Genomic DNA, 21,841 nt, shown 5'->3' with positions numbered 1-21,841 from the left:
ACCGTCCGCCGAGACCGGCGCGGCGGGGATACGATGCGCGGATGGCGTACCCCGCACCACCGGTTCCGGGGGCGACGGCCGCTCCGGACCGCTCGCCGGATGGCCCGCGTGGTCTTGCCGAGGTCGTCGAGCGCTTCGCCGAAGCATGGCGCAGCGCCGAAGTGCCGCCGGACCTGCCCGCCTATCTGCCCGACTCCCCCGCTGTCCGCCGCGTGTCATTGATCGAATTGATCAAGGTGGATCTCGCGAACCGGTGGTTACGGGGGGACGCGCCCAAGCGTCTGGCGGAGTACATAGTGGACCTGCCGGAGTTGCGCACCTGGCCGTTACCGCCCGATCTGATCTACGAGGAGTTCCATGTTCGCCGCCGGGCGGGCGGCTCGGTGGAGGTCGAGGAATACACAGCGGCGTATCCCGAACAGGCCGAACAACTTTCGGAGATGCTCGCGACCGACGACTATCGCAGCACGCTGATGGCGACCGCGACCGCGACCGAGCCCGCGACCGAGCCCGCGAACCTCGATGATCTCGATGTCGGTCATCAGGTCGATGACTTCGACCTGATGATGGGGCTCGGACGCGGTGGATTCGCCCGAGTTTTCCTCGCCCACCAGCGATCCATGCAGCGCCTGGTCGCGGTGAAGATCTCACAGGACAAGAGTGCCGAACCACAGACCTTGGCACAGCTCGACCACGACTACATCGTGCGCGTCTTCGATCAGCGAGTGCTGCCAGAGCGGCGCCTGCGGTTGCTCTATATGCAGTACGTTCCGGGCGGCACCCTGTTCACTGTGCTCGAGCGGGTTCGGACGACGCCGCTCGACCAGCGCGATGGCGCCCTACTGCTGGATGTCATAGACACGGTGCTCGCCGACAAGGGCGAAATACGGCCGAGCGAGTCCACCGCCCGCGCCGAACTGGCGGACCTGTCGTGGCCGGAGACGATCGCCTGGCTCGGTCGCAGGCTGGCTCAGGCGCTGGACTACGCGGGTCGCTGCGGAGTGCTGCACCGCGATATCAAACCCGCCAACGTGCTGCTCACCGCTGAAGGCATCCCGAAACTCGCCGACTTCAACATCAGTTTCAGCGGCAATGTGTCCGGCGACAGCCCGGTCGCCTACTTCGGCGGATCGCTGGCCTATATGTCTCCAGAGCAGTTGGCGGTCGTGCATCCGGACAGGTCGACCTCCGCAGCCGACCTCGACACTCGCAGCGACCTCTACGCATTGGCCGTAATGCTGTGGGAACTGCTCACCGGCCGAAAGCCATTCCCCGACGACGCGGTAACCGGCGGCGACCGCACCGCACTCGACGAAATGCTCGCACGCCGCTCGGGCTCCCCGCAATCGCTGCCGTACCAGGATCTTCCGGCCGACTGCCCGGCCGCGTTACGCCGCGCTCTGGTCCGCGCGCTCGACCCCGATCCCAACAAGCGCTGGCCGCGCGGCGCCGATATGGCCCAGCAACTCGATGTGAGTCTCGATGCGCGCGCCCGCGATCTTGTCGACCCACCACCGCACAGTTGGCGCCTGCGCGCCCGGCCGCTGATGCATCCGATCATGGCGCTGTCCATCGGGGTGCCGAACGGGCTGGCAATCCTCTACAGCTACAACCACAATCGCACGCTCATCATCGACAAGTTGGACGAGCAGGCCCAGCACCGCTTCGATCAGGTCGCGCTCGCCGCGTACGGCATCGGCTTTCTCATCGGATTCGTGGTGACGAATCTGCTGTTGTGGAACCTGTGGTCGGTCTCGCACGGCCTGCGCAAGGGGAGGTCCTACGACGCGGCCACGCTCGCGCATGCCCGATCCGACACCCTACAGCTCGGTCGGCGAAATGTACTGACCTGCTTCGCATTATGGGCGCTGGCGGGCATCGTGGTACCCGTCTCGGTACAGCTGACAGGCAACCATCTCAGCGCCTCGGCCTACGTGCACTTCTTCATTACCCAAATAGTTTGTGGCGCGATCGCAATGGCCTATCCGTACTTCCTGGTCACCTTCTACGCCGTGCGCAGCCTGTACCCGATATTCCTGCCGCACGGTGGATTGAACGCCGGCGACGCGCGCGAATTCGACCGGGTGGACCGTCGCAGCACCTATTTCCTTGTGATCGCCGCGGCGGTCCCATTGCTCGGGGTCGCGGGCGCGACATTCATACCGCCCGAAGATATCTCGACCGTCTTCGTCGCGCTGCGCGTGCTGTGCGTGGGCAGTGCGCTGGCCTTCATCGGCATCTATTTGCTGTTCCGCATGTTGGAGAAGGACCTGACCGCCCTGGCGCGCATCGTTTCGTCTAGACCGGCGTGAAGTCGTGGCTGCCGATATAGCCGGGACGCGGCGCAGGCGCCGCGAACGGTTCCTGCGCGGTGTTTTCGACGCTGTTGAACACCACGAAGATATTCGACCGCGGATAGGGCGTGATGTTGTTCGATGACCCATGCATGATGTTCGAGTCGAACAGCAACGCCGACCCGGCGGCACCGGTGAACTGGGTGATCCCGCACTCATTCGCCAAAGCGGTGATATCTGCGCGGGTGGGCACGCCGATCTCCTGCTCCTGCAACGACTCTCGATAATGCTCGGCCGGGGTGCTGCCCGCACACGGCACGAACGTGCGATGCGAACCGGGCATCACCATAAGGCTGCCGTTGACCGGGTAGTTATCGGTCAGCGCGATCGACAGGCTCACCGCACGCGGCGCGGGCAGGCCGTCCTCCGCATGCCAAGTCTCGAAATCGGAATGCCAGTAGAACCCGGTGCCGCGGAATCCCGGCATGTAGTTGACCCGACTCTGATGGATGTAGACATCGGAACCGAGCACCTGCCTTGCCAATCCGACGATCCTGGGTTGGGAAACCAAATCAGCGATCGCGGCGCTGAGCCGATGCACCTCGAAAATCGAACGCACCCTGTTCGACGCCTTCTCCACGATGCAGCGGTCGTCCTCGCGGAGCGCCGGGTCCCCGGCGAGGCGGTCGATTTCGGCGCTGAAATCGGCCACCTCGTCGGGAGTCAGCAGCGCATCGAGGATGGCGAAGCCATCCGCGTCGAAGTTTGCCAGGCCCTCGTGCTCGATCCGGCCCCACACCGTGGGATCGGTGCGATCCAGGTGTGACGACGGGCCGACGAGCCGGGTCGGGTAACGGTCAACGCGACTGTCGATGTAGATATCGGAATCGGTATACGCCACCACGAGTGCGTGTCCTTTCAGCTAGCTGGTGGGGACGGCAACCAGAGGGTAGACGCCGTCGCTGTCGTGGACCTCCTGCCCGGTGACCGGAGGATTGAAGACACACATCATCCGCATCTGCGTGCGAGCCTGCAGGCGGTGACGCTCATGCCCGTCGAGCAGATACATCGAACCGGGTGCGAGCTCGTAGGTGACGTTGTTGTCCAGATCGGTCAGCGTCCCCTCGCCCTCGACCAGCCACACCGCCTCCACGTGATTGCGGTAGTGGAATTCGTGCTCGCTGTTCGCGTCGATGGTGGTCTCGTGAAAGGAGAAGCCGACTCCGTCGCCGCCGAGGATGATGCGCTTGCTACGCCAGCCGGTGCCCGCGACGTCACGTTCGGTGCCGGTGATGGCGGCAGTGGTTCGTACGATCATGTCAGCAACCTCCGACGGTATCGATAGCAGTACTCAGCAGGTCAAGGCCGAGATCAAGTTCCTCATCGGTCACGGTCAATGGTGGCAGCAACTTCACCACTTCGTCCATGGAGCCCGATGTCTCCACCAGCAGGCCGCGCTCGAATGCGACCTGGCAGACCTTGCCCGCCTGGGACGGATCCTCGAACACGACGCCCTGCACCAGTCCACGCCCGCGCACCGAGATCCCGGGAGTCTCCGAGACGATACGCCCGAGCACCTGCTCGATGCGCTTTCCCTTCGCCTCGGTCGAAGTCTGCAGCTTGTCGTCGGACCAGTAGTGCTCCAGCGCAACCTGCGCCGTGACGAAGGCCGGATTGTTGCCGCGAAAAGTTCCGTTGTGCTCCCCCGGCGCCCACTGATCCAGCTCCGGCTTGAACAGCACCAGCGCCATGGGCAAGCCGTAGCCGCCGATGGACTTCGACAGCGTGACGATATCCGGGGTGATGCCGGCGACCTCGAAGGAGAAGAACGGCCCGGTCCGTCCGCAGCCCATCTGCACGTCGTCGACGATCAGCAGGATCTCGCGTGCGGCGCACAGTCCGGCCAGGTGGCGCAACCACTCCGCGCGCGCGACATTCACACCGCCCTCGCCCTGCACGGTCTCCACGATGACGGCGGCTGGGCGGTCGAAGCCCGACGACGTGTCATCCAGCACCCGCTCCATCCACTGGAAGTCGGCCGTGGTGCCGTCGAAGTATCCGTCGTATGGCATCGGCGTCGCATGCACGAGGGGCACGCCCGCACCCGCCCGCTTGGCGGCGTTGCCAGTCACCGACAGCGCGCCCAATGTCATGCCGTGGAAGGCATTGGTGAAGCTGAGGATGGTTTTGCGGCCGGTGATCTTGCGTGCCAGCTTCAGCGCGGCCTCCACCGCGTTGGCCCCGGTCGGGCCGGGAAACTGGACCTTGTAGTCCAGGCCGCGGGGCGCGAAGAGTGTGTCGCGCAGGGTTTCCAGCAACCTTCGCTTGGCCGCGGTCGACATGTCCAGGCCGTGGGTGATGCCGTCACCTGCGATGTAGTCCAGCAGGGGCTGCTTGAGAATCGGGTTGTTGTGGCCGTAGTTCAGCGCGCCGGCGCCGGCGAAGAAGTCGAGGTAATCCTTGCCGTCCTCGGAATGTATCCAGCTGCCCTTGGCGGTGGTGAACAGCGCGGGCCAGGATCGGCAGTATCCACGAACATTCGATTCAAGCTCTTCAAAAATAGTCTTTTCTGCGGTAATCATCGTCGATCCTCCGGTTTCGTACGGGCGGTCGGTGCGATTCGGTAGAGGTCCTCGGCGGCGTGCTCATCCGGAAACAAGTCCGGTTCGAACAAGGGGCGCTTGGTGATTCGCGCATCACGGCGCCGCGCCACGGAGGTGAACATGGCAATGGATCCGGGATTGTCCGGCGAGATAGTGGTCTCGAGTACCGAAGCACCGTCATCGGCGACGGTGTCGAGCAACTTGTCGAGCATGGCGGCGCCGATGCCGCGGCCCTGCTGATCCCGATCGACGGCCACCTGCCACACGAACACCGTGTGGGGTGCCTGCGGACGCAGGTAGCCGATCACGAATCCCACAACCTGGCCGCCGACTTCCGCGACCACCGTGGTGCCGGGGAAATCACGACACCACAGCAGATAGGCGTAGCTGGTATTGGCGTCCAGCACCTGAGAATCCTTGGCAATCTGCCAGATCCTCGCCGCATCGCCTACACGTGGTGCACGCAACACCACTCTGGCTGCTGGTCCAGATCTCGAGGCGTCCGAGGTGGAATCGGCAGTGGTTCGTTCGATCGTCGCGGTGGACAAGGTCGGCAGTGACATACAACTCCGAGGCTCGGTCTGCAGTACTTAACCAGGCTTACGAACCAACGTTGAGCTAGCCCGGTCGACTTCTTTACGGTCGTGTTACGAAGGCGTCATGTCCATTCATCAACGAGGACGGGCAGCCGGAGCACGAATCGGGCCCCGCCGCCCGGGCGGTCCACGCACGCGACCCGGCCACCATGGGTGGCCACCGTTTCAGCCACCAACGCCAGTCCGATACCAGTTCCCGTGCCCGAACGCCGCTTTACGCGTGCGGTGACGAAACGTTCGAAGATTCGACCGCGATCTGCGGCCGGAACACCGGGCCCCGCGTCGTCGACGATGATGACCGCGTCACCCTCCTCCTGCCGCGCGGTGACCGCGACAACACCTCCACCGTGTTTGTCAGCGTTGTCCAGGAGGTTGATCAGGGCACGCTCGAGTTCGAGCTTGCGGCCGAGAACGGTCGCATCCTCGACAACGGTCAACAGCTCCGGAGGATGCCTGCTATCGGTCAGCGTATGGGTCAGCAACTCGTGCACCGAGAGCGGATCGGCGTCGCCCTGGTGCATACCCGCTTCGGCCCGTGCCAGCGCGAGCAAGTCATCGAGCAGCCTGCGCAAGTGATCGACCTCTTCCGTGACCAGGTCGAGCGCTCGGCGGGGGCGGTCGGGGAAATCGCCACTGTGTCGATTCAGAACGTTCACGCTGGTCGTCAGGGTGGTCAGTGGCGTGCGCAATTCGTGGCTGACATCGCCGACCAAGCGGTGCTCGCGTTCGATGCGCCGCTGCAACGAGTCGACCATCGTGTTGAACGACCCGACGGTGGTGGCCAGGTCCTGATCACGGGTTTCGGGTAGCCGGGTGGTGAGATCGCCCGCGGCGATGAGCGCGGCCGTGCGGGAGACCTGCTTCAACGGGGTCAGCACCCGTTTACTGGCCCACCATCCGACGGCCGCACCGATCAGTGTCGCCACCATCGCACAGCTGATCAAAACATTGCGCAGTACGTCGAGGTCGGCTTGCAGATCGCCGGCCGAATATCCCTCCGGTTTCTCTCGCTGGGCTTCCAGGTAGCTGCGACTGATCGCGAATACCGAGGCCACCAGCACCAGCGACATCACTGCGGTGATGGCGGCGAAGGCCGCCATCACCCGGCTGCGCAGGCTCCAGCGTCCCGGATCGAACCCGAACCTCTGCTGCGGTTCGGGCCCTTGATGCTGTCGATCAGCGCTGGACATCGAGCCGGTAGCCCAGCCCGCGCACCGTCACAACGATGCGCGGGTCGGAGGGATCCCGCTCGATCTTGGTGCGCAGCCTGCGCATATGGACGTCCACGATGCGCTCGTCACCGAAGAAGCCACGGTCCCAAACCCGCTCGAGGAGCAGAGTGCGGGTCAATACGCGGCCGGGTGTATCCGCCAGCTCGCATAGCAGCCGGAACTCGGTCAGCGTCAGGCGGATTTCCTCTTCGCCACGACGCACGGCGCCGCCGTCGGGCGCCAGCACCAGCGGCGTCTCCGGATGCGCGTCGAGCACCACTTCCTGCGGCGCATCCCGCTCCGCCGAGAGCCGGGCACGGCGGCGCAGCGCGCGCATCCTGGCGGTGATTTCCTTTATTTCGAAGGGCTTGGTGACGAAATCGTCGGCGCCCGCCTCCAGAGCGGCCACCACGTCATGGGTGTCGTCGCGAGCGCTGACCACAATGATCGGAACGTCGTGCTCGCGGCGGATCTCTCGGATACAGTCGAAGCCGTCCATGTCACCCAACATGAGATCGACGATCATTACGTCAGGAACGCCGTTGCTGCGCAGATGTGTGAGCGCGTCCTCGGCTTCCTCCGCCTCGGCGACGTCGTAGCCCTCGTCTTCCATGGCCAACCGGAGTGCACCGCGTACGCGGGTGTCATCCTCCACGATCATTAGGTTCGCGCTCAAGACCTCATCCTTTGCAGACACGCACAGAGCGTGCCGCGGCGACGCGGAGAATCGCATCCCCATACCGACGCGACAGTCCCGCACTTCGAGCAACTTGCCGAACTCACGAATACCCAGACCAACCGTTCGGTAAACGTGTCGATCCGCGATCAATCGTGTGTACGGCTGCATCAACCCTGGTCAGAAGTACCGCCACAATGCAAATGTGGCGTGAGGTCCGACACAATCGAACACTTACCATTATGACTCACCGCAGTACGCGATCCACACCCTCTAGCCGATTGAAATTGCTAGGTGTGCCGTCGGCCCACTGCTCCTGGTACAGGAACTTCAGCCCCTGTGCGTCGAAGGTCGCGAACCATTCGTCCCAGTCGACCGGCTGGAGGACGGCGCCGCCGTAACCGGGGAAGTCGAAGCGCAGCACGCCGAGTACCCCGTTGTATTCGCTTCCTGGCGTGGTCGCGGGCTTGGCGCCGCGCTTTTCCGCCCACTGCCGGATGACATCATGATTGGTGGTGATCAACGTGCGCCCTCGCTCCGGTCGTTCGTCGAGCGAGAAGATTTCCTGCGCCTGCAGCGACCTCGAACTACCCGAAACGGCATTCCCGTTCCAGGCGTCTGGTCGTCGCTGGTAATTCATGACGACCTCCTGCGACGTTGATATGGTTTCTGGCTGTCACTTGCATACCCGCAGCCCGAGTTCGGCAAACTGATAGCCGAATCGCCCGTCGAGACCAGTGAACGCCCGATCGAACCCGCCACCCAACCCGGAACGGTTATTTCACGTCGGCTCCCAACACCGGCTCGATCACCGGGCGCGCGTCGGCGAGAATCCGGTCGACGGTCTGCTCGACGGTGAGATCGGAAGTGTCCAACCACAATCCGATGCGTGGGGTCGTCTCGCGCAGTCCCGAGTCCAGATCACCCACGGTGAACGCACCGTAGGCGACCTTGTCACGGCCGGCCTCACGCGAGGCGACGACGTCCGGGCGTGGTGCCAGCACAATCACGTATCGCGGCCTGGTCCGGATCCGATCGACGAGTCTTGGCAGCTGATCACCGAGCACGACGTCCTGGATGATCGCGGTGAACCCGCCCTCGGCGTAGGTGTCGGCGGTGCTCGCGGCAAGGCTGTAGCGCAGCCATAGTTGGTCAAGGGCGGCCTGCGAGGGCTCCGGGCTCATCTCCGCCCGCCCGCCGACGACGAATCGCCGGAAGACATCGCCACGCACATGGACCGATCGTGGAAGCCGCTCGGCCAGTGCTTGGGCAACAGTGGACTTGCCGGCCGCCTGGATGCCGGTGATGAGATAGACCGCGGATGTCATACCGCGATGATTCCCGAACACCCCTTACGGGCGAAACCGATTTAGGCCGACCGGCCCGCTGACGCTCAGGCGGGTTCGGTGGAAATGATGATCGTGGTCCAGCCACCGAGATGGATGCGGTCGCCGCCGGACAGCGGGACAGCCACCTTGGCGGGGATCAGATCATCACTGCCATTGAGGCTGGTGCCATTGGTCGAGCCGAGATCGGTGACGCTCACACCGTCCTCGGCGACGTGGATCATTGCGTGTGCCCGCGAGACGCCGGCGTCGGCCGGGGCGATACCCAGATCGATATCGGGTTCCAAGCCCTGCGAAATGCTGCGCTTGCCGATCAGAATATCCGTGCTGCGCAGGATGATTCGGCGCTCCGGATAGAACGCTGGGAAACCGACACGGTCCGTGTCGGGGCCATCGCGGGCAATGACGCGCTCGTAGAACTCGCGATCGGCGGTCACCGTCGCGACCCATGTGATCGGGCCGATGGGACGGTCACCGGATTCGGCCGAAAGCCCCTCATTCGATACCGGTTCCGGCAGCGCCGAGTCATGACCGCACACCTCGCAGAATCGACCGCTGCTCGACGAACCACACGACGGGCACGGGACGGTCGCAACCACCGCAACCGGCGTCGGCTCCGCCATCGGCGACCCGCACACATCGCAGTAGTCGGTAGCAACCGATCGGTGGCCGTCAGGACAATTCATTACCCCTCCTGTGATTTGCGGGACACCCGCACCCGGTCGGGGCGATGAGCGCTGCGCGATTGTCACTCATTACCCCTCCTGTGATTTGCGGGACACCCGCACCCGGTCGGGGCGATGAGCGCTGCGCGATTGTCACTCATCACCCCTCCTGTGATTTGCGGACTCGGGCCGTCTTCGTCGAGCGTGCGTCGAGGGCCATCTCATCGGCAGCTTCTACCCTTGCGCGCAGACGCACAGTGCCATCGCGCTCGTCCACCTCGACTACGCCGCGCAGCAGCTTTGCGGTGCTCTCGTTTCCGGACTCGGCGGCCAGTTGCACGGCACGGCGCAGTTTCGCGGTCGCTGTCTCCACATCGCCGCTTTTGCGTGCCGTCAGCCCCTCCTGCACCGCCTGAGCGAGCTCCGCCTGGCCGGTGTAATGCGCGACGCGCCTGCTGATTCGAGCCGACAGCTCGGTTTCGGTTGTCCACACCGCGCGGACCAGCCCCTGTCCGACGGCATCAGTACCGGCAACGACACTGATGCGAGCCGCCAGTTTCTCCCGGCCCGGCGCCGCAGGCTCCACCCGCACCTGCACGTGATATTCGCGCTCCTCGGCACCCCACGCCCCCAGCGGATACTCTCCCACCTGTACACCGGCTTCGGTCCGACGCGCGGTCAAGTCCTCGATGGTCGGCGCGACCTGCTTGACGAACCGCACGACCGCACCGGCCGGTGTCCAGATCCGCAGACCGAGTTCCGGGATCGCCTTCGCCATCGAGGTCTGCATCATCGCGGTGAAATCCGCCGCCAATCGTTGCGGATCGGCGACGATGTCGACGGTACCGTGCAGGGCCGAGGCGATGGCGCGCAATTCGTCTACCCGCCAATCGGTTCCGACACCACGACAGTCACAGGTGAACACGCCCTCGGACTGCTTGATCTCCGCGGCGAGCGCCTCCGGTTCCTCGTGTTCGTTCTTGCCGTCGGTGAGCAGGATCGCGTGCACCATCGCGCCAGGGTGCTTCTTCGCCAACTGCCTGGCCAGGCCGAGCCAGGTGCCCATCGCGGTACCGCCGTTGGGGCGCAGTTTGTCGAGTTGGTGCCGCGCCGCCGCGCGACTGTCTCGAGACGCGGGCACCGACGGAGTGTCGCTGGGAAATACCAAGCGCGCCACCGAGGTTCCCTCGACGATCGCGAACCGGGTGCCATCCGGCAGCACGTCCAATGCGGCCAGGGTGGCCTGACGGGCACCGTCGAATTTACTGCCCGCGCCCATCGACCCCGAGCTGTCGATAATGAGAATTTCGACCCGCTCCGGCGGCGGGCCTGCCACAACGAAGTCCGAACCGGTCTCGACGGTGACCACGGCATCTACCGTGTCCGCCCCCTCGGCCAGATACTCGTTCTGGTCGATCGCTACCGAAATACCATTTCCCTCAACAGAACTCACTGCACTTCTCCTGGCTGTTCTGGGTACCCGACGGGAGCGAGCGCGACGGTGATGTTGTCACTGCCCCCGGAACGTATCGCAAAGTCCACGAGCTCGCGGGCGGCGGACAACGGAACGTCGGCGGTGGCCATGGCCGCCAGCACTACCGGATCGGACTGGTAGTTCCATAGTCCGTCGCTGCACAGCAGCACAACACCGGGACCGGTGGTGCGCAATGTCCGGACACAACGGTCCGACCACGGGGTGGCGTCGCTGTCCGCGCCGAGCCAGCGCAGCAACGTGTGCGCCCTCGGGTCTTTCATCGCGCCCGCTTCGTCCATGGCGCCCGCGTCGACGAGCGCCTGCGCCCAGGAATCGTCGGCGGACAGCCGTTGCGAGGGCGCCGCTTCACGCGCTTGCTCAGTGTCGGCGGGCAACCAATACGCCCGGCTGTCACCGACATTCGCGACAGTGATCTCGACCGACCCATCGCCGAGATCGCGTACGAGCGCCGAGACGTAGGTGCACGAAGGGGCATGGCCGGCGTGCACCGCGGTATCGCGCACCGCTTTCGCCGCCGCCGCCAAACCGGCCATCACGACGGCCTCGCCGGAGCCACCCTCGGCCAATGCCACCAGGCTCGCGTCGACACCCGCCCGCACGCCGGCACCCGAGGCGGCCTGCGGATCCTCGGACGTGGACACCCCATCGCACACCACCATCACCGTCGTCGCGGGCACACCCGCGACACCGCTGTCCACGACCGCTGCCGCCACCGCATCCTCGTTGCGCACATGCGCGATCCCGCGATCGGTAACCACGCACACCGCACCGAGGTCGGCCGCGTGGCGATCTGGTTCGGGACGCAGCTGCCCGCAATCGCGGCAGTAGCCGTCGGCGTCGTAGCGCTGCCCGCCGCAGCCCTCACAGTTGACTACGGCTTCGGGTTCCGGCTGCGGCAGTGCGATCCGGCGAGCGCCGAGCTCGCGGCCGCACGCCTCGCAGTACCGGTCGGTGGCACCGACGCTCGCAGCGCATCCCGCGCACCTGATACCGGTCCTGGTGTTCCGTTCCGCACTCACGACGACAACTCAATCACTGTGCCCTTCGCCGACTCGCTGCTGCCCGTTGTCCACCTGCCGCGCGTCCGCCCGATGTGGCCCGCAGCCCGCGTGCCGCGCCTTCTCACAGTGTCGTCCTCGGCCGGATCGAGTTGGCCATGTCGACCAGTTCGAATCGTGTCCACATATCGTCGGTTTCGCGCGCCAGCTCGCGATAACACCGTTCCAGGCCGGTGCGCACGCCGTCCTGATCCAGGCTCGCACCGAGTAGCTGATGATGTGCTGTTGGAGCCTTCCCGGTCAGCAGCCACGCCAGCGCCGCTTCGAGCACCCGCATTCGCACCTGTGCGCCGCGCCGTTTCGAGTCGAGCTTCAGCCGTTCGACCCGGCCGCCCGCGTCTCGCAGCAGCGGCTCGGTCAATTCGGCCGAATCACGGCCCGCCAGCAGGGTTTCCACCGCGGCGATCCGTGCCTCGGTATAAACGGCCGAACTCGATTCCACCTGATCGAGCGCGGCAACCGCGCCCGCGCGATCGGCAGCGGCCCGGCGCAGCCGGGACAGCCCGAACACCGCACTGACGAAGGTGTGGTCGGTGCGCCACACCGTCTCGTAGTACCGCGCCGCCGTCGGCCGGCTCACCTCACCCGACAGTTCCGCGACGACCGCCAGTGCCAGTTTCGGCGCGGACTCTCCGGGCAACGCCGCGTACACGGCATCGAATTCGGCATACGCGGCAACGAAATCCCCGGCGAGCAACCGCGCCTGTCCGCGATACCAGGCAAGTCGCCAATCGCCGGGCAGGGTCGCAGCAAGCGCGTCGAGCCTGCGCTCGGCGTCGGCCGGATCGGGGACGTCGAGGGCGGCGCGCACCAATCGCAGCGGAATCTCCACCGATTCACCGCGACCGGTGACGACCGACCGCAGTCCGGCTTCGAAGGCGGGCTCGAGTTCCTCAAGCGTGCCACCGCTTGTGGTGGCCAGCAGAGCGGCCCCAGTGTCGCCGGGATCGATCAATGGAACCGGCAGCGCCGCAACGACACCGCGGGGATCGACGATCGCCTCGGCACCGACCCCGAAGACCGCGCGCGGTGGCCCGAAGTAGGCCGACATGCCCAGTCGGGGCACACCGTCGTCGGTAGCGAGTACTTCCCGCAGCACACCGGTCAGCTGGTCGGTCATCTCTTCCATCGAGGAGAATCGGGACTCGGGCTCGGGATCGGTAGCCCGCAGCAGGAATCGGTGTAGCGACTCGTATCTGAGTAGTAGCGGTTCGGTAGCCGGCGCCGGTAGCGCGCCGAAATGGCCGCCCTCCTGCGGCACTTTCAGTATCAGCACCGCGAGCGTGCGCCCGACCGTGTACGCCTCGGTGGCGATGGTCGGTCCCGTCCGCGCGATCTCGGGGGCCTGATAGCCGATGGTGCCGTAGATATTACTGTCCTGGTCGTCCATGGCCATTACGGCGCCGAGGTCGATCAGCTTGAGTTGTTCATCGGTCTGCATGACGTTGTCGGGCTTGAAGTCGCAGTAGGCCAGACCCAGCGAGTGCAGGTATCCGAGCGCGGGCATTATCTCCAGGATGTAGGCGATCGCCTGGGCGGCAGGCAAATAGCTGCCGTCGCTGTCGCGCCGGCCGCGCAGGATCTGTTTGAGCGAGGTACCGCCGACATACTCCATGACGATGTATCCGACGGCGACGCCATCGGCTCCGGTGTGCTCGACAAAGTTGAGGATCTTCACGATGCTCGGGTGCTCGACCTCGGCGAGGAATCGCTTTTCGGCCATCGCGGCCGCCATCGCGTCGATATCCCCCGAGTTCAGCAGACCTTTCAGCACCACCCACCGGTTACTGACATTGCGGTCGGTGGCCAGATAGATCCACCCGAGCCCGCCGTGCGCCAGTGCACCGGCGACCTCATACTGCCCGCCCACCAGATCGCCCCGGACAAGTTTGGGCGCGAAGGCGAAGTGGGTGCCGCAATTCGGGCAGAAACCCTCGGTGCGACCGGGAGCACTGTCACGGCCGCGGCCGACGGGCCTTTCACATTTGCCGCAGTATCGCTTGAGTTCCTCGACCTGCGGGTTGTCCAGGATCGCGGTGGCCGGGTCGATACGCGGTAACCGGGGCACATCGACCATGCCCGCGCCCAGGCGGCCACGGCTGGATTTCGCCGACGTGGACCGGCCGGTTCGCATCGAACGCGCCGACGATCGAGTCGTGCCGGTCGAAGCGGAGGTCACCGAGGTGGCCGACGGCGCGGCAGGTGCGGTGCCGCACGCGTCGCAGTAGCCGTCGACAATTGTTCCGGCGCAACCGGATTCCGCGCACGCGCTGCCGTCCATCGACACCGGTTCACCCGATTTCGGTGCCACCGGGGCCGACTGAGCGACCGAAACTATGGCCGCCGCGGGTGCGATTCCGCAGACGACGCAGTACCCGTCTTCGATGGTCCCGTCGCACCCGGGTTCGTTACAGGTCATGGTCGCCTCCCTGTTTTCTCCCCGATGAGCTGCTGATAGTCGGCGACCGCGCGGGTGATGGCGGCGAGGTCACACGGTTTGCGAGCAAGCAACCCGCCCGCGATCCGGGCGGCGGCCAACAGATCTCGATCCTCGCTGACGCCGAGCCGGGCCGCCTTCGCCTGGTAGGCGGCGAGCCGCCCACGTAACTCGATCCGCCGATCGAGCAGACCCTGCGCGAGTTGGTCAGCCGTGTCGACTTCCGCGGTGGCCGTTGAGATTCGGCCGCGCAACTCCAGCAGCGCGACGCCAGCGCCCGGCTCCGCCGCCACCGCGTCCAGTCGCGTGCCGAGCGCGGCGGTATCGTCCGTGGGCACCGGTAGCGGACCCGCGAGAATTTTCCGCTCGACCTCGGCTCGTGCTCGCGCCGCGCGCTGATGAGCCTCGCGCAGTACATCCAACCGGGTGCGGGTTTCCGCCACCGCGCCGACCCAATCCCCCACCATCGCGCCGAGTTCGGCCAGTACTGCGGATTCCCGGCGGAGCTTGTCGCTCAATTCGGCAATGCGAGCGTCGATCTCGGGCATGGTCAGCGCCAGCGGATCGGTGGCGGAATTGCTCAGCAGTTCGGCGATGCCATCCGCGATGGCGGCTGACGCCACGGTGCCGGGTCCCCCGGCTTTGTCCAATTTTTCCTGCAATGGTGCGAGACGGGACAGTATCCGATTGTTCACCGCCTCGACCGCGTCGAGAAATTCCGCGATCGCCGGGAAGGTGGACCGCATGCGGTCCACAGTGTCGGCGAGCCCAACGAACAGCACCTGTTCGCTGGGGCCGGTCAGTGAACGTTGCGCCAACGGTATCGGGGTACGAGACACCTCGTAGGGTCGCCCGCGCAACAGCCTCGTCACCTCGGCCCGCTCGTCGTCGTCGAGCCGGGATCTACCGCCGCGCACCGTGCGCGCCGAATCGAGCATCGTGCGCAGTCGCCCGAAGTCCTCCCACATCAGCGCCAGCGCCTCGCGGACCGGCACCCAGCGCTGTTCGGTCACTCCGGACGGCGGAAACCGGCGCAACAGCGTATGCCCGGCATGCTTGTCCAGTTCCAGCAGCGTGGCGGTGATGGCATCGAGTTCGGCTGCGCGGTCGGCCAATTCGCGGTCGATTTCGGCGAGGGTGAGCGGTTGCATGATCACCACGCTCACTCCCGGTATCGCGGCACCGGCGGGCCGGGTGACGGGCCGAGGACGCTGAGCCGGGTGTCGTAGATCCGCTCCCAGGTGCCGTCGCTGCGGATGCGTTCGAGCACGCTGTTCACGTAGCGCACCAGCTCGGGATTGCCCTGGGCGATACCGACCGCGTAGTTGTCGGTGCCGAGCACCTCGCCGACCACCTCGAGATTGAGATCCTGTGCGACGAGCCCATACAGGATCGGGTCGTCGCCGCTGAGCGCATCGACGTGCCCCTGCTGCAGTGCGGCCAGGCAGTCGGTCCAGTTGGTGGCTCCGAGGACCTGCCGCGGTGCCTGCTTCAGCGCGAACAGCGGCGCGGCCGCGGTGGTGCCCCGTGTCACGCATACGGTCTTATCCGCCAGGTCGGCACCCGTTTTGATGCCCGAGTCCCGTGGCGCGAGTATGCGTTGCGCCGCGCGGTAATACACGCCGGAGAAGTCGACGTCCTTGCGGCGCTCGCAGGTGGCGGAAAAGTTACGGACGATCAGGTCGACCTGTTTGTCGCGCAGTGCCGGGATCCGATCAGCCGCTGCCACGGTCCGCAATTCGATCTTGTCCGGATCGCCGAAGATGTCGCGGGCGATCTCTCGGGCGATGTCGATGTCGAAGCCCTCGATCTGCCCGGTGGTCGGGTTGCGGAAACCGAACAGATAGGTGTTCTGATCGACACCGACTCGCACTCGGCCGTTCGCGACGATCGTAGCCAGCGGCGAACCAGGCGGCATCGCACCTGGTTTCGACATCGGCCCTGGTCGCAGCGATGCCTCGGGGTTGCAGCTGTCATCGGTCTCGGAGCCGGGCACAGCGTCGATCACCGTGAGATCGGGACGCGGGTTCACCGGTGCGACCCGGGCCGGTTCGGGGATGTTCGTGCCCGAGCCGCACCCGGTCACCATCGGGCCTGCACCGACCAGGGTTGCAGCCAGAAGTACGAGTAGGCGTCTGTTCACAGGAACTCCTCGAGGCGCGGCCACAATCCGGCGCTGACGGCGACCGCCGCGAACACCATCAGCAGTAGGCTGCCCGACGGGCTGAATCTCAGTGCCGCACCAGCGGAGTCGACATCGTCGCGCAACTCCTGACGGACCTGGACGAGGTTGTCGCGCAGGGCATTGTCGAGTTCGGCGAAGCGGGAAGCCGAGTTGTCCGGACCGGAACCGATGGCCTGCTCGACCGCGGCGGGGAAATTGGCCGCCTCGTAGAGATCCTTTTGGCGGCGATGGCCGGTCCGCCAGTTCGTGAGCGCCTGCGCGGCAGCGGAATCCGGCGCGACCACGCTGTTCAATCGCGCGGCGAGGGCGGTGCTGTGTTCGGTGAAATCTTGCTCGCCCGCAGTGATATCGCCTCGGGTGATCAGCTGTAGCGTTTCATCGGTGCGGGCCTGCTGAGCGAGGATCCTCGCCTGGGCCAGCGCCTCGAACCGACTGCTCGCACCGGATGCACCGGTGTCCAGCGCGTTCGACGCGGCCAGGGTCGCGGCCGCGCTCCACAGCAACACCAACGCCGTGACCGCGGTCGCGACGATCAGGCCGAGGTTGACCCGCCGATTCGTCCAGCGCAACAACAACATCGATGCGACGCCGCCACCGATCACCAATAACAGCAACAGCGCGAGACCGGTCAGCGGCAGCGCGCCGATATCGTGTTGATCGCGACGCACCGATGCGAATCGGTTCGTGGTGAGTTGCTCGGCATTGGGCAGCAATGACGTCTGCATAAGAGTCGATGCCTCGCGCAGATACGCCGAGCCGACCGGGAAGCCCTGCCGGTTATTGGCCCGCGCCGCCTCGACAAGCCCCGTGTAGGCAGGCAGGTCGGCGGTGATTCGCGCGACGATCGTGCGAGTGTCCTGGTCGGACGCGCCAGTGGTCGCGTCCGCGAGCGCGGCCGCCGCATCGGCGAGCGCCTGCTGATATCGACCACGTACCTCGGGGGTTTCGATACCGCCGGACAGGAACGCCGCGGCCGCCGAGGCATCCGCCGCAGAGAGCGCGACATACAGACTCTGCGCGGCGAACGCCAGCGGCTCGGCCCGCTCGAGTACCGCGTCGCGCCGAGCGACCTTGCCGCTCAATTGGTTAGCGCTCACCAAGCCCGAAAGCACACAGAGCACGACGGATATGACCAGCACGGCACCGATCGCTCCGGGAGTTGTCGCGGCGAAACGCCGCAACCACAGTGCCCCATTGCGGATGGTTGCCGGTAGGCGAACTCCCACACCGCCCCCCTTCGTCTACCCGGCCGGTGTCTTCGATCGCGATATTACGGGACGCACATCCGATTTGCCCCCTATCAGCTCAGCTGCCGGAATTCCCGGGCGTCTCCCGGCGTTGGCGGAGGAAACATCACCGAACGGACGGATCACATGAGCGACTTCAATACCCAGATCATCGAGGAGTTCCGAGCCAACGGGGGCAAGGTCGGCGGCATGTTCGAGGGTGCGAACATGGTGCTGATTACGACCACCGGCGCGAAGTCCGGACGTCAGATCCTCAACCCACTCGCATACCTGCCCGATAACGAACGCATCGTGCTCATCGCGTCCAACGGCGGTGCGGACAAGAATCCGGCCTGGTACCACAACCTGCGCGCGAACCCGGAACTCACTGTGGAGATCGGCACCGAAAAGTACCCGGCGAAAGCCGTCATCGTGACCGGCCCCGAACGTAATGAGCTGTACGCCAGGATGGTCGAGATCATGCCCGGGTTCGCCGAGTACCAGGCCAACACCGAGCGAGTGATCCCGGTCGTCACGGTGTACCGCCGAGACGCCTGAGTCGCTACCCGCGCCGCGCTACTGCCGCGACCGCCTTGCGCGCGGCCACCAGCACGGGGTCCCATACCGGTGAGAACGGCGGCGCGTAGCCGAGATCCAGTGCCGTCATCTGCTCCACCGTCATGCCGGCGGTGAGCGCGACGGCCGCGACATCCACCCGTTTGCCCGCGCCTTCGCCGCCGACGACCTGCACGCCGAGCAAGCGTCCGGTGCGTCGCTCGGCGAGCATCTTCACCGTCATGTTCGCCGCGCCCGGATAGTACCCGGATCGGCTGGTGGATTCGATTGTCACAGTTACGAATTGCAAGCCTGCTGCGTGGGCGTCGTGCTCGCGCAAGCCGGTTCGTGCGACCTCCAGATCACAGACCTTGCTCACCGCGGTCCCGACGACACCGGGGAAGGTCGCGTATCCGCCGCCGACCCCGGAACCGATGATCTGGCCGTGCTTATTGGCGTGGGTGCCGAGCGCGATGTGACGTTCCAGACCGGAAACGAGGTCGAGCACCTCGACGCAATCACCACCCGCCCATACATTTTCATGGCCGCGTACCCGCATCGCCAGATCGGTGAGCAGGCCGCCATGTTTGCCCAGTGGCAACCCGGCCGCCGCGGCCAACTCGGTTTCCGGACGCACGCCGATGCCGAGGATCACCACGTCCGCCGGGTACTCGGCCTCGGTGGTCACCACCGCGCTCACCCGCCCGTCGGCACCGGTCCGGATCGCGGTGACCTCGGCGGCGCTCACGATCTCGATTCCCATGCCGCACATCGCGGTTCGCACCAGCGCGCCCATATCCGGGTCGAGGGTGGACATCGGCTCGGCACCGCGATTGACCATCGTCACCCCGTAGTCACGCTTGACCAGCGCCTCCGCCATTTCGACACCGATATAGCCCGCGCCGATGACGACCGCCTTTTTACCGGCCGTCCGCTCCAAGGTTTCGATGAGTGCCTGTCCGTCGTCGAGGGTCTGCACTCCGTGTACACCCGGTGCGTCGATACCGGGCAGTGGCGGGCGAATGGGGCGCGCGCCGGTCGCGATGACGAGTTTGTCGTAGTCCGTCCATGATTCGGCGCCGGATTCGAGACCACAGGCGCGCACCTGGCCGCCCGCCACATCGATTTCGAGTACCTCGGTGCGCATCCGCAGATCGATATCGCGGGCCTGGTGCTCCTCGGGCGTGCGTGCGATGAGCGAATCTCGTTCCGGCACATCGCCTGCCACCCAGTAGGGAATCCCACACGCGGAGAACGAGGTGAAATGTCCCCGCTCGAATACGACGATCTCGAGTTCACTCGCCGTCCGGAGCCTGCGCGCCTGCGATGCCGCCGACATGCCCGTCGCGTCTCCCCCGATGACCACCAGTCGCTCACTCATACCGGCAACGCTACGTCGAGCGCACGACCCGGAATCAACGGGTCGCATCGAGGACCGGTCAGCGTGCGGCGGCCGCGGCCTGCTTGTCGACGTAGCGCATCATCGCCCAATTCAGCCCCCGCATGGCGAGGTTGTAGGAGGGCGGGAAGTACCGCTGCGCCCAGTACCCCACCCGGATATCGGGCGAGGTGTACACCAGGTACCGGTTGCGCTCCACGCCGCGCACGATCGACCGCGCCGCCGCTTCGGGAGTGACCGCGTGCCGCATGAACAGGCCGACGGCGTGCTGGACGCTCGCGTCGGTGCGATCGATGCCGGCGATGTCGACGCTGTCGACCATCGGTGTCGCCATCGCGCCGGGAACGGCGAGGCTCACGCCGATACCGTGGCGGCGCAGGTCGAACCGCAGGACCTCTGACACGCCGCGCAGTCCGAACTTGGCCGCACTGTAGGGCGCGTGCCACGGCAAGCCCAACAATCCGGCCGCCGAGGACACATTCAGCAGGTGTCCGCCATTGCCTGCCTCGATCATCCGCGGCAGGAACTTCTCGATCACATGGATCGGGCCCATCAGGTCGATGTCGATGGTCCGCCGCCATTGCGTGTGGGTGAGCCGATCCACCGCTCCCCAGGTGGCGATGCCTGCCACGTTCATCACGATGTCGACCCTGTCGACCACGGCATGTGCCTTGGCGGCCAGTGCGACCACCGCGTCGTAGTCGCTCACGTCGGCGGGCGCCGCGAGGTGCACGACGCCGCCGGAATCCCGCACATCCGCGGCGGTCTGCGCCAGACCGCTGCCATCGATATCGGTGAGCAGGACCGATGCCCCCTTGGCCGCGACCGCGAGTGCGGTACTGCGTCCGAGGCCACTGGCGGCCCCGGTGATCAGGCAGCGCTTGCCGTCGAACTTCGTCATGGGTCAAGACCATAGGCGTATGCGAACACTATTGTCTATAGATTCTCCACCGCCTGTCTCGGACACAAGATCGCCGCTCGCATCAACCATCGAACAACAGCCACGTCACACTGGCCGAACCATAGCTGTGAGCTATGGTCTGCGGCTATGTGGACTCGCCGTGGCAAGGGTTGGGCTCGTCATCGGATTGTCGCGGCGGTGGCGGCGGTGACCGCAGTCACGTGGGCCGCGGGCCCCTCGGCGGCCGGGCCGACGGACGCCCTGGTCTCGAACTGGGCGGGCTACGTACTCACCGGGAACTTCCACAGCATCTCCGCACAATGGATCGAACCGGAGGTGACCTGCACCGACACCGGCGTGATCCAGCGGGTCTCGCCGTGGATCGGACTCAACGGCTCGAAGGTCGACGGCTCGGTGGCCTTGCCGCTGATGCAGACCGGGTCCGAGGCGACGTGTGTCAGTGACGCTGGGATGCTCGCGTCGATGCCAGGGCTGACAGTGGAGAATTTCGCCGACGCGTCCGGAAGCGATCCTTCGGCATTCCGCCGGATGATCGAGGTCTCCGCAGGCTTGAACACTGTCCTCGGCCAGGTGGTGAGCGGCGGATGCACGGCGGCGGGAACTGGTTCGGCGAGCCCACATAGCCTGTGTGCGCAGGGTACCGAACGGACCGTCTGGTGGGAGGCGTACCCGGCCGCGCCAGTGCGGTACGGCGACGTGACCTCCGCCCCCGGCGACCGCATGACGTCATCGGTCACCTACGACGGGACCGCCTACACGATGACACTGTCCAACCAGACCAAGGGCTGGACCCGTAGGACCGTCCAGCAATCCAGTGCCCCGGCCCTGACCGCGGAGATCGTCGTCGAGGGCCAACTCGACAACGCACTGCCCGCATTCTCCCCGGTCGCGTTTACCGACATCGAGGTCGACGGAAAGCCACTGACGGAATTCACCCCGGTCCCCTACTCGATCGCCGCCACCAACGGCGTCCTCGCACCTGGCCCGATCACTGCGGGCGGCACCGCCTTCACAGTGACCCGATAACCCGCCGCAGCGTTGATAAGGGCGAACCGCGCGCGGCCGCGAACGCCGAAAAGGAATGGACCCGGACGGGATTTCCCGAGAGCATTGGCGAGGAAGACGCCGACTGGCAACGCCCCGCGCCGCAGATACCAACTCGGCGTCGAAGGA

General features: G+C 65.8%; 20 protein-coding genes. 3 read left to right on the top strand and 17 right to left on the bottom strand.

What is annotated here, in order from left to right:
* The first annotated feature begins 41 nt into the window (after positions 1–41).
* The gene (locus LKE06_RS16685; RefSeq protein WP_228000021.1) at positions 42–2,312 is read left to right on the top strand and encodes a serine/threonine-protein kinase; all 2,271 of its coding nucleotides are present in this window, start codon (positions 42–44) and stop codon (positions 2,310–2,312) included.
* On the opposite strand, the gene thpD is transcribed toward LKE06_RS16685, so the two are convergent.
* The 15 genes from thpD to LKE06_RS16610 all read right to left on the bottom strand — a co-directional run bounded on the left by thpD (position 2,299) and on the right by LKE06_RS16610 (position 17,792).
* The gene (thpD, locus tag LKE06_RS16680; protein WP_228000647.1) at positions 2,299–3,195 is read right to left on the bottom strand and encodes an ectoine hydroxylase; all 897 of its coding nucleotides are present in this window, start codon (positions 3,193–3,195) and stop codon (positions 2,299–2,301) included. The genes LKE06_RS16685 and thpD overlap by 14 nt on opposite strands.
* 21 nt (positions 3,196–3,216) lie before the next feature.
* Positions 3,217–3,612: an ectoine synthase gene (locus LKE06_RS16675; protein ID WP_228000019.1), complete on the bottom strand. Its 396-nt coding sequence runs from the start codon at positions 3,610–3,612 to the stop codon at positions 3,217–3,219.
* Between the two features lies 1 nt (position 3,613).
* Positions 3,614–4,876 carry a diaminobutyrate--2-oxoglutarate transaminase gene (gene ectB, locus LKE06_RS16670; RefSeq protein WP_228000017.1) on the bottom strand — a complete coding sequence of 421 codons (1,263 nt, stop codon included), beginning with the start codon at positions 4,874–4,876 and terminating at the stop codon, positions 3,614–3,616.
* Positions 4,873–5,460 (bottom strand): diaminobutyrate acetyltransferase, encoded by a 588-nt coding sequence (ectA, locus tag LKE06_RS16665; RefSeq protein WP_228000015.1) that lies wholly within the window; start codon positions 5,458–5,460, stop codon positions 4,873–4,875. Before ectA ends, ectB begins: the two co-directional genes overlap by 4 nt.
* Before the next feature lie 95 nt (positions 5,461–5,555).
* Positions 5,556–6,683 (bottom strand): HAMP domain-containing sensor histidine kinase, encoded by a 1,128-nt coding sequence (locus LKE06_RS16660; RefSeq protein ID WP_228000014.1) that lies wholly within the window; start codon positions 6,681–6,683, stop codon positions 5,556–5,558.
* Positions 6,670–7,380 (bottom strand): response regulator transcription factor, encoded by a 711-nt coding sequence (locus tag LKE06_RS16655; protein ID WP_228000012.1) that lies wholly within the window; start codon positions 7,378–7,380, stop codon positions 6,670–6,672. Before LKE06_RS16655 ends, LKE06_RS16660 begins: the two co-directional genes overlap by 14 nt.
* Positions 7,381–7,627: 247 nt before the next feature.
* A complete protein-coding gene (locus tag LKE06_RS16650; protein WP_228000011.1) occupies positions 7,628–8,020 on the bottom strand; it encodes a hypothetical protein in 393 nt (130 codons plus the stop codon).
* Positions 8,021–8,156: 136 nt separating this feature from the next.
* Positions 8,157–8,708: an AAA family ATPase gene (locus LKE06_RS16645; RefSeq protein WP_228000010.1), complete on the bottom strand. Its 552-nt coding sequence runs from the start codon at positions 8,706–8,708 to the stop codon at positions 8,157–8,159.
* A gap of 65 nt (positions 8,709–8,773) precedes the next feature.
* A complete protein-coding gene (locus tag LKE06_RS16640) occupies positions 8,774–9,412 on the bottom strand; it encodes an FHA domain-containing protein (protein ID WP_228000009.1) in 639 nt (212 codons plus the stop codon).
* A gap of 139 nt (positions 9,413–9,551) precedes the next feature.
* Positions 9,552–10,844, bottom strand: a complete 1,293-nt coding sequence (locus tag LKE06_RS16635) for a vWA domain-containing protein (protein WP_228000008.1) — start codon at positions 10,842–10,844, stop codon at positions 9,552–9,554.
* A complete protein-coding gene (locus tag LKE06_RS16630; protein WP_228000006.1) occupies positions 10,841–11,905 on the bottom strand; it encodes a PP2C family protein-serine/threonine phosphatase in 1,065 nt (354 codons plus the stop codon). The genes LKE06_RS16635 and LKE06_RS16630 overlap by 4 nt, the downstream gene beginning before the upstream one ends.
* A gap of 103 nt (positions 11,906–12,008) precedes the next feature.
* A complete protein-coding gene (locus LKE06_RS16625; protein WP_228000004.1) occupies positions 12,009–14,363 on the bottom strand; it encodes a serine/threonine-protein kinase in 2,355 nt (784 codons plus the stop codon).
* Positions 14,360–15,532 (bottom strand): hypothetical protein, encoded by a 1,173-nt coding sequence (locus tag LKE06_RS16620; protein WP_228000646.1) that lies wholly within the window; start codon positions 15,530–15,532, stop codon positions 14,360–14,362. Before LKE06_RS16620 ends, LKE06_RS16625 begins: the two co-directional genes overlap by 4 nt.
* An 11-nt stretch (positions 15,533–15,543) precedes the next feature.
* Positions 15,544–16,470 carry a glutamate ABC transporter substrate-binding protein gene (locus LKE06_RS16615; RefSeq protein WP_255649359.1) on the bottom strand — a complete coding sequence of 309 codons (927 nt, stop codon included), beginning with the start codon at positions 16,468–16,470 and terminating at the stop codon, positions 15,544–15,546.
* Positions 16,471–16,520: 50 nt separating this feature from the next.
* Positions 16,521–17,792 (bottom strand): GlnX family signal transduction membrane protein, encoded by a 1,272-nt coding sequence (locus LKE06_RS16610; protein ID WP_228000000.1) that lies wholly within the window; start codon positions 17,790–17,792, stop codon positions 16,521–16,523.
* A gap of 147 nt (positions 17,793–17,939) precedes the next feature.
* Here LKE06_RS16610 and LKE06_RS16605 point away from each other — a divergent pair, with 147 nt between their 5' ends.
* A complete protein-coding gene (locus LKE06_RS16605) occupies positions 17,940–18,350 on the top strand; it encodes a nitroreductase family deazaflavin-dependent oxidoreductase (RefSeq protein ID WP_227999999.1) in 411 nt (136 codons plus the stop codon).
* Positions 18,351–18,354: 4 nt separating this feature from the next.
* Here the strand turns inward: LKE06_RS16605 and LKE06_RS16600 are convergent, their stop codons facing one another.
* On the bottom strand, positions 18,355–19,728 hold the full coding sequence (locus LKE06_RS16600; protein ID WP_227999998.1) for an FAD-dependent oxidoreductase: 1,374 nt from the start codon (positions 19,726–19,728) through the stop codon (positions 18,355–18,357).
* Between the two features lie 58 nt (positions 19,729–19,786).
* Positions 19,787–20,647 carry an SDR family oxidoreductase gene (locus tag LKE06_RS16595; RefSeq protein ID WP_227999996.1) on the bottom strand — a complete coding sequence of 287 codons (861 nt, stop codon included), beginning with the start codon at positions 20,645–20,647 and terminating at the stop codon, positions 19,787–19,789.
* A 147-nt stretch (positions 20,648–20,794) separates the two neighbouring features.
* Here LKE06_RS16595 and LKE06_RS16590 point away from each other — a divergent pair, with 147 nt between their 5' ends.
* A complete protein-coding gene (locus tag LKE06_RS16590) occupies positions 20,795–21,694 on the top strand; it encodes a G1 family glutamic endopeptidase (RefSeq protein WP_227999995.1) in 900 nt (299 codons plus the stop codon).
* Positions 21,695–21,841 lie beyond the last annotated feature (147 nt).

Source organism: Nocardia australiensis (assembly GCF_020733705.1).
Classification (GTDB): Bacteria; Actinomycetota; Actinomycetes; order Mycobacteriales; family Mycobacteriaceae; genus Nocardia; species Nocardia australiensis.
The sequence above is the reverse complement of the archived record's forward strand: the minus strand, read 5'-3'. Positions and strand labels throughout refer to the sequence as shown.